15 protein-coding genes are annotated in these 15575 nt (G+C 67.3%); 3 read left to right on the top strand and 12 right to left on the bottom strand.

The window, feature by feature from the left end; all coding sequences use genetic code 11:
- Positions 1 to 195: 195 nt before the first annotated feature.
- The gene (locus AAH979_RS17530) at positions 196 to 1044 is read right to left on the bottom strand and encodes a replication-relaxation family protein (protein WP_346259178.1); all 849 of its coding nucleotides are present in this window, start codon (positions 1042 to 1044) and stop codon (positions 196 to 198) included.
- A 322-nt stretch (positions 1045 to 1366) separates the two neighbouring features.
- Here AAH979_RS17530 and AAH979_RS17535 point away from each other — a divergent pair, with 322 nt between their 5' ends.
- The gene (locus AAH979_RS17535; protein WP_346259179.1) at positions 1367 to 1807 is read left to right on the top strand and encodes an NUDIX domain-containing protein; all 441 of its coding nucleotides are present in this window, start codon (positions 1367 to 1369) and stop codon (positions 1805 to 1807) included.
- On the opposite strand, the gene AAH979_RS17540 is transcribed toward AAH979_RS17535, so the two are convergent.
- From AAH979_RS17540 to AAH979_RS17590, 11 genes are all read right to left on the bottom strand, one after another.
- Entirely contained in the window at positions 1773 to 2390 is a 618-nt protein-coding gene (locus AAH979_RS17540) for a histidine phosphatase family protein (RefSeq protein ID WP_346259180.1), read from the bottom strand. The two genes, AAH979_RS17535 and AAH979_RS17540, sit on opposite strands and share 35 nt — an antisense overlap.
- Positions 2387 to 3112, bottom strand: coding sequence for an SDR family oxidoreductase (locus AAH979_RS17545; RefSeq protein ID WP_346259181.1), 726 nt, complete (start codon positions 3110 to 3112; stop codon positions 2387 to 2389). Before AAH979_RS17545 ends, AAH979_RS17540 begins: the two co-directional genes overlap by 4 nt.
- A 17-nt stretch (positions 3113 to 3129) precedes the next feature.
- Positions 3130 to 4272, bottom strand: coding sequence for a hypothetical protein (locus AAH979_RS17550; RefSeq protein WP_346259182.1), 1143 nt, complete (start codon positions 4270 to 4272; stop codon positions 3130 to 3132).
- Entirely contained in the window at positions 4260 to 5357 is a 1098-nt protein-coding gene (locus AAH979_RS17555; protein ID WP_346259183.1) for a glycosyltransferase family 9 protein, read from the bottom strand. Before AAH979_RS17555 ends, AAH979_RS17550 begins: the two co-directional genes overlap by 13 nt.
- A complete protein-coding gene (locus AAH979_RS17560) occupies positions 5336 to 5890 on the bottom strand; it encodes a phosphoribosyltransferase (protein WP_346259184.1) in 555 nt (184 codons plus the stop codon). Before AAH979_RS17560 ends, AAH979_RS17555 begins: the two co-directional genes overlap by 22 nt.
- On the bottom strand, positions 5871 to 7796 hold the full coding sequence (locus tag AAH979_RS17565; protein ID WP_346259185.1) for a hypothetical protein: 1926 nt from the start codon (positions 7794 to 7796) through the stop codon (positions 5871 to 5873). Before AAH979_RS17565 ends, AAH979_RS17560 begins: the two co-directional genes overlap by 20 nt.
- Complete coding sequence (locus AAH979_RS17570; RefSeq protein WP_346259186.1) at positions 7793 to 8458, bottom strand: DUF4254 domain-containing protein; 666 nt, start codon at positions 8456 to 8458, stop codon at positions 7793 to 7795. The genes AAH979_RS17565 and AAH979_RS17570 overlap by 4 nt, the downstream gene beginning before the upstream one ends.
- A gap of 56 nt (positions 8459 to 8514) precedes the next feature.
- Complete coding sequence (locus AAH979_RS17575; RefSeq protein ID WP_346259187.1) at positions 8515 to 9384, bottom strand: SAM-dependent methyltransferase; 870 nt, start codon at positions 9382 to 9384, stop codon at positions 8515 to 8517.
- A gap of 199 nt (positions 9385 to 9583) precedes the next feature.
- Positions 9584 to 10207: a GNAT family N-acetyltransferase gene (locus tag AAH979_RS17580; RefSeq protein WP_346259188.1), complete on the bottom strand. Its 624-nt coding sequence runs from the start codon at positions 10205 to 10207 to the stop codon at positions 9584 to 9586.
- Positions 10204 to 11724 carry an APC family permease gene (locus AAH979_RS17585; RefSeq protein WP_346259189.1) on the bottom strand — a complete coding sequence of 507 codons (1521 nt, stop codon included), beginning with the start codon at positions 11722 to 11724 and terminating at the stop codon, positions 10204 to 10206. The genes AAH979_RS17580 and AAH979_RS17585 overlap by 4 nt, the downstream gene beginning before the upstream one ends.
- A gap of 49 nt (positions 11725 to 11773) precedes the next feature.
- Complete coding sequence (locus tag AAH979_RS17590; RefSeq protein ID WP_346259190.1) at positions 11774 to 12403, bottom strand: GPP34 family phosphoprotein; 630 nt, start codon at positions 12401 to 12403, stop codon at positions 11774 to 11776.
- A 695-nt stretch (positions 12404 to 13098) separates the two neighbouring features.
- Between AAH979_RS17590 and AAH979_RS17595 the strand changes: the two genes are divergently transcribed.
- Both AAH979_RS17595 and AAH979_RS17600 read left to right on the top strand, forming a co-directional pair.
- Positions 13099 to 14469, top strand: a complete 1371-nt coding sequence (locus tag AAH979_RS17595; RefSeq protein WP_346259191.1) for a helix-turn-helix transcriptional regulator — start codon at positions 13099 to 13101, stop codon at positions 14467 to 14469.
- Entirely contained in the window at positions 14466 to 15377 is a 912-nt protein-coding gene (locus tag AAH979_RS17600) for an aminoglycoside phosphotransferase family protein (protein ID WP_346259192.1), read from the top strand. Before AAH979_RS17595 ends, AAH979_RS17600 begins: the two co-directional genes overlap by 4 nt.
- The last annotated feature ends 198 nt before the right edge of the window (positions 15378 to 15575 follow it).

Raw genomic sequence — 15575 nt, forward strand, 5'->3', positions numbered from 1 at the left:
GAGAGGCACTTTCGTCTATCTACACGCCGTACGACCCAACAACTTGACGATCACCGTGAATCACCCGGGTTAGGGGTTCGGATCAAGACCGACACCTCCACCGACCCCCGAACGGACAGCCGAACCACCACCGGCCCGGAATCTGTCAGCCGCACCACGCCGAGCCGTCTATGAAGGACCGTTACACGGGGCCGGCTACCGACCTATCTCGGCCAGCCTCACTGGGCTCTCGCCTCCGGTCACCGTCCAGATCGCCTCGGCGGCGCTGGACGCCTCGGCCAACAGGTCGAGGGTCGTGGACGCCACCGGCACCGGCAAGGGCACGGCGGCCAGGTCCCGGTGCAGTTCGGTCTGACGCTCGCCCGTGGGGCACAGCACCAGAACGGCCGTGACCGGAACACCACGCGGGGGGTGCCGGTACCCGGTCAGAGCATTCGCTGGTGGCAGTGCCGGGCTACCAGTGATCGGGGCCGTTTCGTCGTGGTCGACGTGTAACACGAACCGGACGGTCAGTCCGTTCTCGATCCACACCCCATACGCGGCCGGCGCCACGTCCTCCACGCCGTGCTCGCGCAGCCACACGGCGGCTTCCAGCGCCCGCCGCCACCGGAACAGCTCGCCCCGCCCTCGCTCGCGTGCCTGCGCGACGAGGCTGACGAAGAAGTCGTTCACCACGAGCACGTCCGGTCCTGGTTTGCCCAACGCCACCGGCACGGCCCGGCCCGCCCGGCGCAGCCGAGCGGTCAACACCTCTGCCCCGGCCGTGCTCAGCTCGTAGAACGCCAGATGGCTCGGGTCGTCGTCGTAGACGAACCGCCACACCAGCCCGGCCCGCGCCAGCACACTCAGATGGCGAGCGGCAGCCGGACGGCTGCCGAACATCAACGTCGCGACCTGCCCGGTGTGCAGCACCCCGTGCTCGGCCAACAACGACAGCAACGCCCAATGCCGTTGCCCAAGGCCGTGTAGCTGAAAATCATCCGGTTGCCGGGGCGGCGGGGCGAACGGGTACTTCTTCGGCCCGACCGCGTACTGACGCGCCACGCCCGCCACCCCCTCCCCGTCGAAGTCCGAGTCTCGTCGCCGTTCAAGCGTGGCAGCCACCTTCGAAACTGACTTCTCGCTCCTAATACTGATCAGAAAGCGCTTCCTGGAGTCCGCTGTTCAGCGAATCAGCCGAACGGCCGATGGATGAATAGTGCTAAAAGGGCAGGACGGACTTCCCGTAGGTGGCAGCTGCCGACGGACCCAACGTACATGCGTCGATGCGGTGAGACTCGGCCACAGCCGGCGGTCGCCGCCTGTGGCGCCGGCTGGTGCGGTTACGCTGTCACTGAATCGTCCCGGGCGCGGATAGGGGCAAGTCGTGCGTCAGATCGTGCGTAGGTCGGTGCGGGCCATTCTTCTGGATGAGGACGACCGCCTTGTGTTGATCAAGCGGATCAAGCCGGGCCAGGCGCCGTACTGGACAACGCCGGGTGGTGGCTTGGAGCCGACGGATGGTTCCCTGGAGGTGGCGCTGCGCCGGGAGCTGCACGAAGAGCTCGGCGCCGAGGCAGACCGGTTCGCGCAGGTGTTTCTGTTCACCGCCCCCGCTGGCGCGGGCGTTTCCGTCCAGCACTTCTTCGTCTGTCGGCTGGTGCAGATGAAGGAGGAGGCGCGTACCGGGGATGAGTTCGCCGATCCATCGCGTGGTGACTACCAGCTTGACAGGGTGGGGATCGACAAGTTGCCTGCGGTGGATCTTAAGCCGGATGCGCTGAAGGAGTTCATCACCGCCAACGAAGAGGCGCTGCTTTCGATGTAGGGCAGGCTGGCCAGACCATCGCCGGGTCGAGCCTGAAACGTCGGGCTGCCTGGAATGTCTCTTGTGGGCTTTGGGTGCCTTCGAGGCTTGCGACGACGGCGCCGATGAAGACGCGGTGAGAGACGATGAGGGTCGGGCCGTGTCGGGCGACCTCGTCTTGAGCGCGCGAAGCGGTCTCCACCGCTCGTTGTTGTAGCGCGGTCAGGCTTTCGCCGCCGGGTAGAGCCGATTCCGGATCAAGGAGGCGCTCGTTGCGCCACGCCTGGTACTCGCTCGGATAGTCGTCCGGTCCTACCCCGAGTACGCAGTCAGGGGCCCGCCACTCGGCGTAAAGCGGATCTGGCGGTGCGATCGGTACGCCGAGAACGTCGGCCAGGAGACGGGCACTCATCGCCGCCCGTGGAAGAGGGCTGGTGAGGATCACGTTCGGCTTGGCGTTTCGACAGAGCAACCCGTGGCCCGCGGTGACAACCTCGATAGCCCCACGCAGCGTCAACGGCGTGTCGGGACGGGCGTGGGCATGTGGGCGGCAGAGGCCGTCGAGGCTGGTGCCGTGGCGCAACCAGAGGACGGGTTCGTTCACGACAGGTGCCAGCCACCATCGATGTTGAGCGCTTGTCCGGTGATGAATCCGGCTGCGGGTGAGAGCAGGAACGCGACGGCGGCGGCCACGTCGGCGGGCTGTCCACGACGCTTGATGCACTGCCGGTCGAGTTGGCGTCGCACCATGGCGGCATGGTCGTCAACGACGGCCCGTTCGGCCGCGACCTCGATCGAGCCTGGGCGCACCGTGTTGACGGTGATGTTGCACGGGCCGAGTTCGCGGGCCAGGGCGCGGACGAATCCCTCCAGCCCGTTTTTCGCCGCGATGTAGCCGGCCAGGTCGACGCGGCCGAGTTGGGTGAGGATCGAGGAGACGGCGACGATGCGGCCATGGCCGTTCGAGATCAGGGCGGGCGTAGCGGCGCGGATACAGGCGGCGTGGGTGACCAGATTGAGTTCGAGCTGACTGCGGAACGTGTCTATGTCCAGTTCGTGCCAGGAGATTCGGGGGTATGCGCCGGCATTGCTGACCAGGGCAACCAGCCGGTCGGCGTGGGCATCGACCGCAGATTGGAACGCTTCCCTCGTTGTGGGCAGGGTCAGGTCGCCGGAGACGGTGCTGGTGCGCGCGCCGAGCTGGTGGGCCGACGCGACGGCCTCGGCGAGGTCGTCATCGTCCTCAAGGTGGGCCAGGACGAGGTCGAAGTCGGCGGCGAGACGAGCGGCGATCGCGGACCCGATGCCACCGCCAGCCCCGGTCACGATCGCTACGTTGCGATTCACCGGATGTCCTCCAGAGCGCCGGCGTCGGTGAGCCCTAGGAGTCGGGCCAGGTCGGCTTCGGATGAGTACAACTCGGCGAGTAGCCCGATCGACAACGCGGCGTCCGTCGGCTCCATATGGTGCAGCGGATAGACAGCCAGCAGGCGCATTGCGAGGTACGGCCGCAGCCAGGTGAGCAGGTCGGTGCCGGTGGTGGCGGCGAGCGGACGGGCGAGTTGGTCGAGGTAGCGAGCGATGGTGTGCTGGCGTGCCGCCGACGGCCGGTGCTGGTAGTCGATCGTGATCGTTCGTGCCGATATTCTCGCCAGTCGGATCTGTGGTTTGACCGCGTCGGCGAGCGACCTTTGGTGGTCGACGAAGGCCCCGGGGTTGTAACGCGGTACGAGCCATGCGGCATGTAGCCGCTGGTACCACAGGAAGCAGGCGATTTCCCCCGGTAGGGCGTTGAGCCCGGCGGTGTCGTAGTCGAACCAGACGGGTCGCTTCTCCTCGTCCAGCCCGATATTGAAGTCGGTGGGGTCGCCCTGCGTGGTCGCGGCCCATGTCTGCTGGTCCGGGTGCAGGGCGGTACGGAGACCGGTGACGAGTCCGTCGAAGTCGAGTTGTCGAGGCTGCCCGTTGACGACGAGGGTCGTCCCGCGTAGCTGACTGCACCGGACGGCAGAACCGTCGGGGATCGTCAGCAGGGCTGGGTTGTGGCCGTAGTACCGGTCGAGCCGGCCACCGGGTTGGACCCGATCACGATAGAGCTTGCTGATGGTGCGGCCGGCCTGCAGGTGGCGCATTGTCGCTCCGATGACCTGCTGGTAATGGCCGAGGATGGCGTCGAGTCCCTGGTTGAGCCCGGAGAGTGCGCCAGTGTCGCTGGCCGTGATGGCGTCGAGTAGCAGACCGGTGTCGGGCAGGTCGGGCTCGTGCCGGTCGTACACGGTCATGGCCCAGCGGCCGACGCGGCGGTGTGCGTGGAGAGCGGGGAGCGGATAGTGGTTCCGTATTCGCTGGTATCCGGCGATTTCGGCGTCGGCCTCGGCGGGGTTTGGGCTGATCTTGACGAACAGTCGGCGTGCGCCGACGTCGAGGTGGAAGGTGTGGTTCGCCGTGAAGCGTCGGTGGCGGGCGATGCGGATCACGAGTCCCACCAGCCAGTGCATTGGCCGGCGAACTTCGCGATCAGTCCGGCCGGTACGGCGCGCAACTCACTCGCCGTGGACCAGATGGTGTCGTCGTAGCCGTCACGGACAGGGCAGGCGTCGGCGATCGACATGAGCTGCGAGAACGGCGTCGCTACCGCGTGATGGCGCATGGAGCCGGTAACCCACTTGGTGTGCGCGTGCCTTCCGTACAGACCGACGACGGTGGGCCCGGTGCCATCCGGTCTTGCCGTGAGAGCGGCGAGGTGGGTCAGGCCGGTGTCGTTGCCGATGACCAGCTCGGCGGTGGCGAACAGGTCGAGGCAGTCGACGGCCGGTAGGCCGTGGATGACCTCGATCCGTACGACGGGTGGCGGTGCCGGCCGATCTGGCGCGGCGATCAGGCTGAACCGCCAGGGTGCCTCGGGCCGGCGCGCGATGAGACATTTCGCGATGGTCCCGAAGTTGTCGATGCCATAGTCCTTGCGCTCCGGCCGACTGGTGGTGGAGACGAACAGCACGTGGTACGGCGTTGGCGCGGGCTCGGTGGCGCGGAACCGCGGGCACGGGTCGGTGTCAGCGCGCAGCGGTGTCCCGAGGATCTGCTCGATATCGAGGTAGTAGCGCATCGGCAGCGCGGCGTGGACCTGGACAACGTTGGCGTCGACGATGTCGATCCTCGTCGGAGGGATCTCGGGAACAGCCTCGAAGGCGCGGGGCATCGGAGTTTCGGTGCCGATCGAGTGTGGGCCGTTCGTGGAGGTGACGCTGAGCGGCAGGGTGCATCGCGCGAGCAGGTCAGCCTGGGGACCGGCGTATGCCGGCTGTGCGAACTGCTCGCGGGTCGCCTCGTGCAAAGCCTGTGCCATGGCCAGACCCAGGAGTACGTCACCGAGCCCTCGTGAGCCGAGGTCGAGCTGCCAGCCGTTGTGGCGTACCGCGTCGAGCGTCGGCTGCGGCGGTGGTGGCTCTCCGGCGGCCCGCCGATAGGGCAGGAGTCGACCGAGCGGCGCCTGCTCGCGCCGGACGAAGGTCGGCCCGCCGCGCCGGCAGGTCGGGCTGACGGTGGCGATCAGAGGGTGGTCAGTACGCACAGCGGGACCTCGTTCTGTTCGAGCAGCTTCCGTCCGCCTCCGGTCGTGTCCTCGACGAGGCAGAGCACGCCGGTGATATCGGCCCCGGCGTCGCGAAGCGCGGTGACGAGGTTGGTGAGGGTGAGTCCGGTCGTGATCTCGTCGTCCACGATGAGGACGCGCTGGCCCTTGAAGCGGCCGTAGGCGAATACTTCAAGTCGTCGGGCGTGGGGCTCGTGGAAGACGAGCTTCTGCGGCAGGTCGAGGTTGACCTTCCATGCGATGCGGTAGTGGCTGCCGCTGGCCCAGGCGACCGCGAGCGTGGGGATGATGCCGCCAGCGTCCAGGCCGAGCAGTAGGTCGTGCGGCTGGTAGGCAGGGTGTTCGCGCCATCGCTGCCAGAGGTGGTCGCCGGCGGTCATCACCTGGTCCGGCGCTGCGTCGGCGCGAACGCCGTCGAGTTCGTGGACGATCCTGACCGGGCGGGTCGTTTCCCCGACTCCGAGGCGGGCTACCCGGTCGGCGGTGAGTACCTCACGCGTGGTGGACGTCATTGTCGTCCGTGGTCCTTTCCTGGTCGGGGTCCTGGCGGATGGTGATGCGGCCGAGCGTTTCGTCGTAGGCCAGCAGGTCGCTGGCGGCGCTGCGGATTCGTTGTGCGACTTCGTTGTCCGATCGCGACCCGCTGCGGCTGACGTCGACGACGGCGGGCAGGTCGACGCGGGCGGCGGGATGCCGGCTGGCGAAGATCCGGCGGACGTCGTCGCTGGCGTCCAGGTCGATCCCGTCCGCTCGAAGCATGATCTTCATGGCGAGGACGACGTGTTTGTAGAGCGCCCTGACGTCGGTATCGGGACGGGCCGCCAGCCGTCGGAGCGTCATGACGACGAGCGGTAGGTCGCCGCGTGCGGCGCGCTCGGCGGCGTCCCGGTCGAGGACATGCAGTACGAGACCGGGTCGGCGATAGAGCAGTCCACGGCCATCGTGCGCTATCTGGCGAAGGGCGTAGAGCAGCCGTGGAGGCAGTCTGCCGGTGCGCGCCTCGGCGGTGGTGAAGGCCGACAGCGCGATCTTCTCCCCGTCCGGGCCGGTGTGTGGGGTCGACCGTCCGGCGAGCCAGCTGACGGGGAGGGTGTCGCGGACGACGAGGATGTCAAGGTCGCTCCAGCCGGGTTGCCAGTTTCCGTAGGCCAGGCTGCCGGTCGCCGCGACCAGGGCCGTCTCGTCGTCGACCAGCTCGGCGGTGTAGGTGGCGAGGAAGGGTTGTAGTGCCGCCGGCACGGCGGCCTCATGTTGCGGCGGGCACCGGTCGCCGGAGGAACGGTGCACCAGTTCGGCGATGGCGCGCTTCAAAGCGAGGAGGCTGCCGGCATTGTCGATCACGGTGTCCGCGATCGACGCGATCCGCTCGGCGCCTCGGCTTCGTTTCGTCTCGTCCCGGGCCGCTACCGACTCGGCTGGTTCCTCGCCACGCCCCACACGGACTGATTGCGGCGCGTCGAGATAGACGATGTTGCAGCGGTCTCCCCAGATCTGCCGTAGATGCCCGGTAGCTGCGAAGCGATGAGCACTCTCGATGCTGATCCGTCCGGACCCGGGGTTGAGGGCGGCGAAGCGGAGGATCTCCTCGGAGAGCATCTGCGCCTCGGTCGGCTCGTCCCATGCCTGGTACGGGTCGGGAACACTGAACCGGTCGGCAGCGAGGCGGAGCAGGTATCCGATCTTCAGGCGCGTGACGCCGTGTTCGGTGCGGAGCAGCTCCCCGACGGTGCTCTTTCCGCTCTCGGACATGCCGGCGAGGATCCAGAGCCGGTCAACACAATCCGGGGGCAGGAGGGTGACGGGCACGCCGAACTCGGCGACGGCCTCGCGCACCTCGCGTTGGACATCGAGGAGCGGCCGGTCGCCGCGCACGATCACCCTGTGGTAGTCCCCACGCCGCACCTGGAGCTGGATGGCCTCGGCCAGTTGACGCTGGTAGGCGCCGTACCGGTCGGATGCCGGACTCTGATCGCGAGCCAACGCCTGGCTCGCCTCGGCTGAGGGATCGTGGCCGTGGCATAGCAGGATGTCGAGTTCTCGCCTGCCGGCGGGGAAGTAGCGCCGCGCTCGGTCTTCGACCTCGGCAAGCGCCTCGTCGATCGGAGTCCCGTCTTTCACCGCGGCCGTTGCCGCACAGGTGGCGACGAGCATGGGCCGGCCGCGGTCCTCCAGCGCCAGCCTGCCGCCGCCCTGGCAGCGGGCGGCATGGGAACGGAATACGAGATCCATATGCTCGTCGGTGGTGCTGTCGATGAACCACCATCGACTGAAGTCGTCCCGTGACACCTCTGCCCATCGCGGGTCCCACCGGTCGATGGTTCCGGTGAGGATCGCGTCCGGTATTGCTGCCGCCAGCCACTGGGCGTTGGTGGACTTGCCGACGTTGTCCGCACCGTTGAGAGTCACCGCGAGGTTCATCGGCGTTCGCCATAGCTTTTGAGGGGGCGCCAACGAGGAACCCGGCGACGGCCCTCGTGCACGTCCAAGAGGAGGTCGTCGTAGGCGCGGGCGAGCTCGCGGAACTGCCGCAAGGCGGAGCCGGCCTGGCCGTCGTTCTGCCCATGCCGGTCTCGGTCGATGAGGCGTTGACAGCGCACCCAGGCAATGGCCAGCCGGTCGATCACAGAACCGATCGTCTCGGTGTGCAGCGGCCCGCCGTCGAGATCACCCAGGATGCTGTCGACCCACGTGTCGATCTCCGTTACCAGGTCTACCCGTACGCGGTTCAGCAGGTCGATGGACCGTTTCGAGGCAGCAACGGCATGATCGTCGGTAGTTGGGTCACGAGAGATCATTTCGGCTGACCACTGGTCGTCGTGGTGCGTCGCAAGTCGCCAGGACGCGCGCAGCGGAACCTGCCATGGAGACATCAAGCAGGCGGAGCTGTCTCGGAACGACTCGATGACCAGGCTTGCGGCTGGTAGGAGATTGTGCCGTCCGAGTCGGCTCGGCACCCTAGGGATGTTCACTTCGGCATCGATGGGCACAAGGGCCTCCAAACGCCTCGTCTGTTTGATGTGGAATGAACCGACAGCGGCCTCGGCACGCTGGTCACCTTGGGGCGGCATGAGCATCGCCATGGGCACGCCGGCCCGCCCGGCGCCCGAGCGGGATGCGAGGTGTGGATCGGGGCCTGTCATGGCCGGCAGCCCACCGCTCCGTACACGGGGATCTCATCCACCGCCGCGTCGGGCTGCCGCCTCTGTGGGGAGCGCCATTGCGTGATCGGGACGAGGCCGGGATCAACAAGCTCCAGGCCGTCCAGGAAGGTGGCGAGCTGCGAGCGGGTGCGAGGTTGAAAGGTGCCGTGGGCACCGGTGGCGGTGAGCGCGGCGAGCCGTTCAGCGGTGCCGGTGGGCAGCGGGTCGAACGTGGCGTGCGAGACCGCCAGGTAACTGCCGGCGGGCAGGGCTCGGACCAGTTGAGCCACGGCGGTCCGTGGGTCGTCGTGGTCGTCAAGGAAGTGCAGGACGGCGATGAGGAGTACTCCGATTGGTCGACTCATGTCGAGCACGGTGTGGAGTGCGGGGTCGGCGAGCAGCGCTTCGGGATTACGCAGGTCGCCCTGCAGGTGGGTGATGGCACCCTGCGGGGTGCTGGTCGTTAGCCCATGCCCGTGGGTGACCACCATCGGGTCGTTGTCGACGTACACCGTGCGGGATGCGGGCGCGATGGCCTGCGCGACCTCGTGGACGTTCGGGCTGGTGGGGAGGCCTGCGCCGAGGTCGAGGAACTGGTGAATGCCGGCCTCGGCCACCAGGAACGAGACCGCTCGGCGTAGAAACGCGCGGTTCGCCTGGGCCACTGCCCGGATTCGGGGGTAGATCTCGGCGATTCGGTCGCCCGACTCCCTATCGGCGGCAAAGTTGTCCTTCCCGCCGAGCCAGTAGTCGTAGCGTCGGGCGGGGTGTGGCCGGGAGGTGTCGAACTGCTGGCGGGCGACCTCGTGCGCACCCAGCGCGGGGTCGTAGCTGGCTGAGACGGTGAGGAACTGATCTGGCGTCATCGGCTACCTGCCTCAATGAGTTGGCTGACGAGGGCCCAGAACAGCGTCACGAGCGGCGCTGTCGTGAGTAGCCAGTTGAGGCGGAATCGGAGTCGTAGGCAGGCCCGGGCCGAGGCACCGGCCAGTACGAGTCCGGAGACGAGGAGCAGGCCGCCAGCGACAACGGCAACGAGGTCTACCGGGATGAGATGGTTACGTGTCACGGGGCAACCTCGTCCGGCTGGCTCCGGCCGCTCTGCACGGCCGGGCGCCACATCGGATAGCAGGTTGCGCCGTCCGGCAGGCGGAACGGCTGTCTCGGGAGGTAGCCGTGTCTGGCATAGAGGTCACGGCTGCCGGTGCTGCTGGCCTCCAGGTAGGCGGGAAGACCGACACGGTCCAACGCCGCGTGGTGGTGACGCAGGAGGGCGCTGCCGCGGCCGGTGCACTGCTTCTCCGCCGCGACTGCCAGGAACGCCAGGTGGTGGTGCGGCGCGGTGGGGTGGTGGGCGTCGAACAAGTTGTCGAGGGTTTCGAACCGGTCGGTGTACGGATCGCACACGGCAGCCAACCGGCGTTCGTACTCCACCGGCGGGGGTATGGGGCTGGTCCGGTGGAACCAGACCGCGACCGCGCTGCGATCTTCGAGGGTGTGGACCTCGCCGTAGAAGAAGGCGTGTTCGACGAGGATGCGGAAGTTCGCGGTCAGGATTGCTCGCCGCTGGTCGGGGTCGGGGACGAGCCACGCGACGGGAGCGAGGGGGAGGAACGCGTCGGCGATAAGCGCGCTGACGGCGTTCCGTTCGTCGTAGGCGGCTCTGGTGGGAGCAGGTAGGTGGCTCACCTGGACACCTGCGTACGGGGGACGGCGTGCCGGTGGGCGGGCCCGTACAGGGCAGAGGCGCTGCGGGCGCCGAGGCCGATGGTGGCGTACACGTCCGGGCGGATGCGCCGCAGTACGAGTCCCCAGGCGATGCCGGCGACGGCGGCGCCGAGGTAGCCGGTGGGGACGGCCCAGGCGAGCGGATGGTCGTCGGGGATGCCGAGGAGGGTGGCGACGTTGCCGATGGCGAGGACGGCCACCACGGCCAGGGCGATGGCTGCGGCTGATGGGGCGATGAGGCGGCGCCAGAGGCGCTCGTCGTGTGGGTAGCGGCCGAAGAAGGCGAGGACGGCGATGCTGGTCGTGGCGATGAGGAACAGCACCCCGAGGCCGCCGGAGGTGCCCGCCCAGTAGAAGAGGTGGATGACGGGGTCTGCGCCGGTGATGGCGTACGCGATGATCACTGTCAGGCCGATGGCGCTCTGGCAGAGAGACGCGGTACGAGGTGCGCCGCTGGTTCGGGCGGCGCGGCCAAGGCTGGCGGGGAGGACCCGTTCCCGGCCGAGGGCGAACATGTAGCGAGCGGTGGTGTTGTGGAACGAGATCATCGCCGCGACGATGCTGGTGGCGAACAGGGCGTGCCCGAGGTCGGCAAGCGTCTGGCCGAGGTGCGCGCTGGCCTGGTTGAAGACAACTTCCGTACCTTCGGTCCGGCTGACATCGACGATCCGATCGCCACCGGCGGCGACGGTCATCGCCCAAGCCGACAGGGCGTACAGGACCGCAATCACCACGACGGACAGGTAGGTGGCGGTCCGCACCGTACGCCGTGGATCTCGGGACTCCTCGGAGAAGACCACAGCGGCTTCGAAGCCGACGAACCCGAGCACGGCCAGGACGAGGATGGCGCCGACGCCGGGGCCGAACAGGTTGTCCGGAGTCAGAGCCTCGTAGCTGTACCGGCCGTCAGCAGGGTGGGTCAGGCTACCGAGGTTGTAGACCATGATGATGGCGACCTCGGCGAGCAGCAGGACGGCGAGAACGTGGCCGTTGAGGTCGACTCGCCGGACCCCGAGGACAGCGGTGACGGGCCACGCCACCAACGCGATCGTCCACCAGGGTGAGGCGACGCCGAACCATTGATCGAGCAGGGGGCCGGTCGCCGCGCCGATCGCACCGTACAGGCCGACCTGCAGTGCGTTGTACGCCAGCAGGGCCACCCAGGCGGCGCCGACACCGAATGGTCGGCCGACGCCCTGGGCGACATAGGAGTAGAACCCGCCCGGATTGGCAACATGTCGAGCCATCGAAACGTAGCCGATGGAGAACAGGCCGAGCACCAGCCCGACCAGAAGAAACGCCAGGGGGATGCCGATCAGGCCGGTGGCGGCGTAGCCGGTGGTGATGACCCCGGCAACCACGGTAAGCGGTGTCGCCGCAGACAGGACGAAGAAGAGCACGGCCGGGACACCGAGCCGATCGGCGGCGAGACGCGCCGTGACAGGACTGGGCCGGGCGGGTGGGGCGGACAGGGACATTGAAAATGCTCTCCGATTTCAGCGGGTAGTAGGCGCCGGAGGGTGGTGGTCAGGTGCGATACGAGAGCACCGCCTCTCCGACGGCGACGTGGGTGTGCGTGAGGAGCTCCCACAGCGGCGGCGGGATCGTGCTGGTCAGGTGTCGCAGGTAGTCGCGGCTGGAAGCCGGCGCATCCTCCAGCAGGTGGCCATCCAGACCAGTGACGGCTACCAGGCAGGCGAGGAACGCGTCCGCCTGACTCATCGGTCGGCGGTCCCGGAGTTGCAGAGACAGCCGGGCCGTCGGCCAGTGGGCGACATTCCAGTCGACCGGCACCCACCGCACCTCGGCGGACCGCAGGAGCCGGCGCGACGCCTCTCGCCGTACGTGTCCCGTCCGCCACAACCGCTGCGCGACCTGTTCGGCGGCGTCGCGGGCCAGGAAGTCGAGCCAGATCCGCACCGCAGTGTGCTGCGGCTGAGCGACGAGCTGGTCCAACACGGTGTGTGCGAGGACGTCGGCCGGTGGAGTCGAATCGACTAACCGCAACCAGCCGTCGCGGACGTCGATCCTGCCGGCCCACACCAGTTCGCCGAGAAGGGCAGCCGCCAGACCGAGCCCGGCCACCCGGACGTTCACGCGTGGCTTTCCCGTCACATCGTGATGCGCCAGACGCCAGAAGTCGTCAGCGAACCGCACTCAACTCACCTACATCAGACGAAGACGGACCCACGGCCGGTACTTGGCCAGCCCGCCGCCGCGCCCTCCCCGGCAGCGACGGCGGGCGGCAGCCTCAGATGAGCGGTACGAACGGGAAACCGTCGGATGCGTTGGCGTCGGCTGTGACGGCTTCCACGGAGATGTGCTCCGTCGACAGAGCCCTTTTGGGAACAGACGTCACGATTGGCAAGGTCGTACCATCCTGCTCGCGGGGACCGCAGGCCGACATGTGTGAGCCCGAGCGATTCTGCGGCCCTCGTGATCGGCCCGGCTGGCGCCGGTCGCAACCCGGGGGGACGGTTGCGACCGGCCGTCGAGGTTCCCGCCGGAGGCGTGACGCGATTCGAGATCCTCGACTGGAGGGGCAGCCATCCCGCCCGCCGGAGACCGTGCCGACAGCGGCAGGTACAGGAACCATCTCGTCCCTCCATTCGGTGTCATGCCTGCGACTCCATCGCGGCACCGGCGAGACCCTGCGTGCCGGTGGACCGGAGCCGTTGCTGCACCAGCTTCCTTGATGATCACCGTACGTGTAAGACCTGTCACTGATTGGCTTGTATATGCGCCAGGATGACTAGTCGCGCTAGTCCCCTTGCCATGTCAGGGATTCCGTCCCGTACTGGTGCCGATTAGCCTGCACAAAGAGGCTGCCGAGGAAGGCTGGTGCGGTCAGCATGAACGTGGATCAACACGGACCTGACGTGATCGCACCGGCAGTCTGGGAGCAGCGCGAGATGCGCCGCGCCCTGGCCGCCCGCGACCTCAAAGCGGTGTACGAACGGCTCCAGCGAGTCGGAATCTCCCAACGCCACATCGCCCGCCTCACCGGCCAGAGCGCTTCCGAGGTCTACGAGGTTCTTCGAGGACGACGCGTCATGGCTCACGACGTGCTGGTACGCATCGCGGACGGCCTCGGCGTGCCGCGCGGCTACATGGGACTGGCCTACGACGAGTCGACGGAAGCCGCGCTCGACCTGGCCACTGCTGCCTGCTCGCCAGAGGAAGGCGAACGGGAACAGGTGCGGGCCCTGTTGTCTCATGCTGCCAACGTCACCATGGGCACCTCGGTCAGCGACGTAGCGCGCTGGTGGCAACCTATCGACCGGGACGTCGCCCCAGCGCCATCGCACGTCGGAGCGTGCGACGTCGAACATGTGCGGGCGTTGACCGCCGCGATGCGCGCCCTCGACTACCGCCACGGCGGCGGAGCCTGCCGCGACGCGGTAGCCGCGCAGGTCCGCTGGGTACAGCAGTTGCTCGAAGCATCATGTTCAGAGGAGATCCACGCCCGGATGCTCCTCGCGCTCGCCGACCTGCACAACTTGGCCGGATGGACGTCTTTCGACGTCGGTATGTACGGCACAGCCCGCCGGCACTTCGCCCGCGCCCTCGAACAAGCCAAGACGGCCGACGACCTGTCCCTGGCGGCAAACATCCTCTACCGCATGGGGCGCCTCCACCTACATCGCGGAATGCACCGCGACGCACTTCGGTTTTTCCAGCTCGGCCAGATCACTGCCCAGGACTCCGGCTGTGGGCTGACGGTCTCAATGCTCTGCGCCAACGAAGCATGGGCCTACGGGCTCATCGGCGACCGGAAGCAGATGACATGGTCCATCAACCGGGCCACCGACGAATTCGTGCGGGCGAACCGCGAGAACGCCCAGGCGTGGGTCCGGTTCTTCGGCGAAGCCGACCTGCACGCCTCCATCGGTGTGGCTCACGCCGCCTTGACCGACGCCACCGACGACGAACTGGCCGTCGCGATCCAATACATCGGCCAGGCACTCGATCACCGTGGCCGGGAGATGGCCCGCAGTCGGGTCTTCGAGTCAACCGCCCTCGCAGTCGCGCACCTGCGATCTGGCGACCGAGATGCCGGCACGCGCATCGCTCGTGATGCAGTAGCCTCAGCCGCGACCGTGCGGTCCATCCGCACTATCGACCGGCTCCAGCCGTTGGAGGATGCCGCAACGCAGTACCCGAAAGACCCCGAGATTCAGGAAATTGCGCACGACATCACGAGGCTGCGAACGGTGGTATGAGCTCGTCAGGAAACGAAAGACCCGACAGTGTTGGCGCCGGGTGGCCTGAGAAGATCCTCAGAGAGGCGTGCGACAAGGTCGGGCTGAACCCAGCAGGCGCCAGACTGATCAAATTTACGAACAACGCCGTCTTCGACCTCGCCAGCGAGTCAGTCGTGGTGCGAATACCAGGCTCTCAAGTGGTCAGGGACCGTGTCGACAAGGTAGTCGCGGTGGCTCGATGGCTAGAAGGCCACCAGATGCCATCCGTCCGGCTACTCACCGACATCGCGCAGCCGCTGCTGGTTGGAGGCCACAAGGTCACCTTCTGGTGCCGAGTTCCGGCGACCGGACTAGCACCGACCGGTTACGACTTGGGAAGAATCCTCCGCCGCTACCATTCCTTGCCCGAACCGCCGCCCGCGCTACCGGTATGGAGCCCGACGACGGCGATTAAGCAGCGGATCGAGGAAACACACAATATCTCGCCATCAGAACGCGCTTTCCTCGAAGACAAGTGTCACGAGACCGAAGCGAACCTGAACCGGCTCGACTACTTCCTGCCGCGAGGTCCCATCCACGGCGACAGCTTCATCGGAAACCTCATACCCGACCCGCAGGGACCGGTGATCTGCGACTTCGATTCGGCAGCAGTCGGGCCCCGAGAGTGGGACCTCACGCCAGTAGCGGTCGGCAAGCTGCGCTTCTCCTACTCACAGGACACACACAAGCAACTCGCCGAGGCGTACGGGGTCAACATCCTTGACTGGCCCGGATTCTCAGTCCTGCGGACACTTCGTGAGCTGCAACTCGTGACCAGCGTCCTGCCCGTGCTCCACAGCAACCCGAGCCTTGCCGAACAGTGGCGCCACCGCTTCAAGACCTTCCGAGACGGCGATGACGCTGCAACCTGGAGTCCTTACAGGTAAGCTGCGCTTCAATGCCGTAGCCTTGGCTGGAGCGCCGGGGCATCTCATCAATCCGGCCACCACCACCCCTTATCCGAGACGCGAGCCGGGTTCAGCGGATGTCGAAAGACAGCTTGAGGCCGCAGCTTCGAGTACGGCGTAAGCACAGGGCCGTCCACCGATTTCAATCTCCGCCCTTCGACCGGCCATGGGATCTGC

Origin of the sequence: Plantactinospora sp. ZYX-F-223 (assembly GCF_039649625.1) — a bacterium.
Taxonomy (GTDB): domain Bacteria; phylum Actinomycetota; class Actinomycetes; order Mycobacteriales; family Micromonosporaceae; genus Plantactinospora.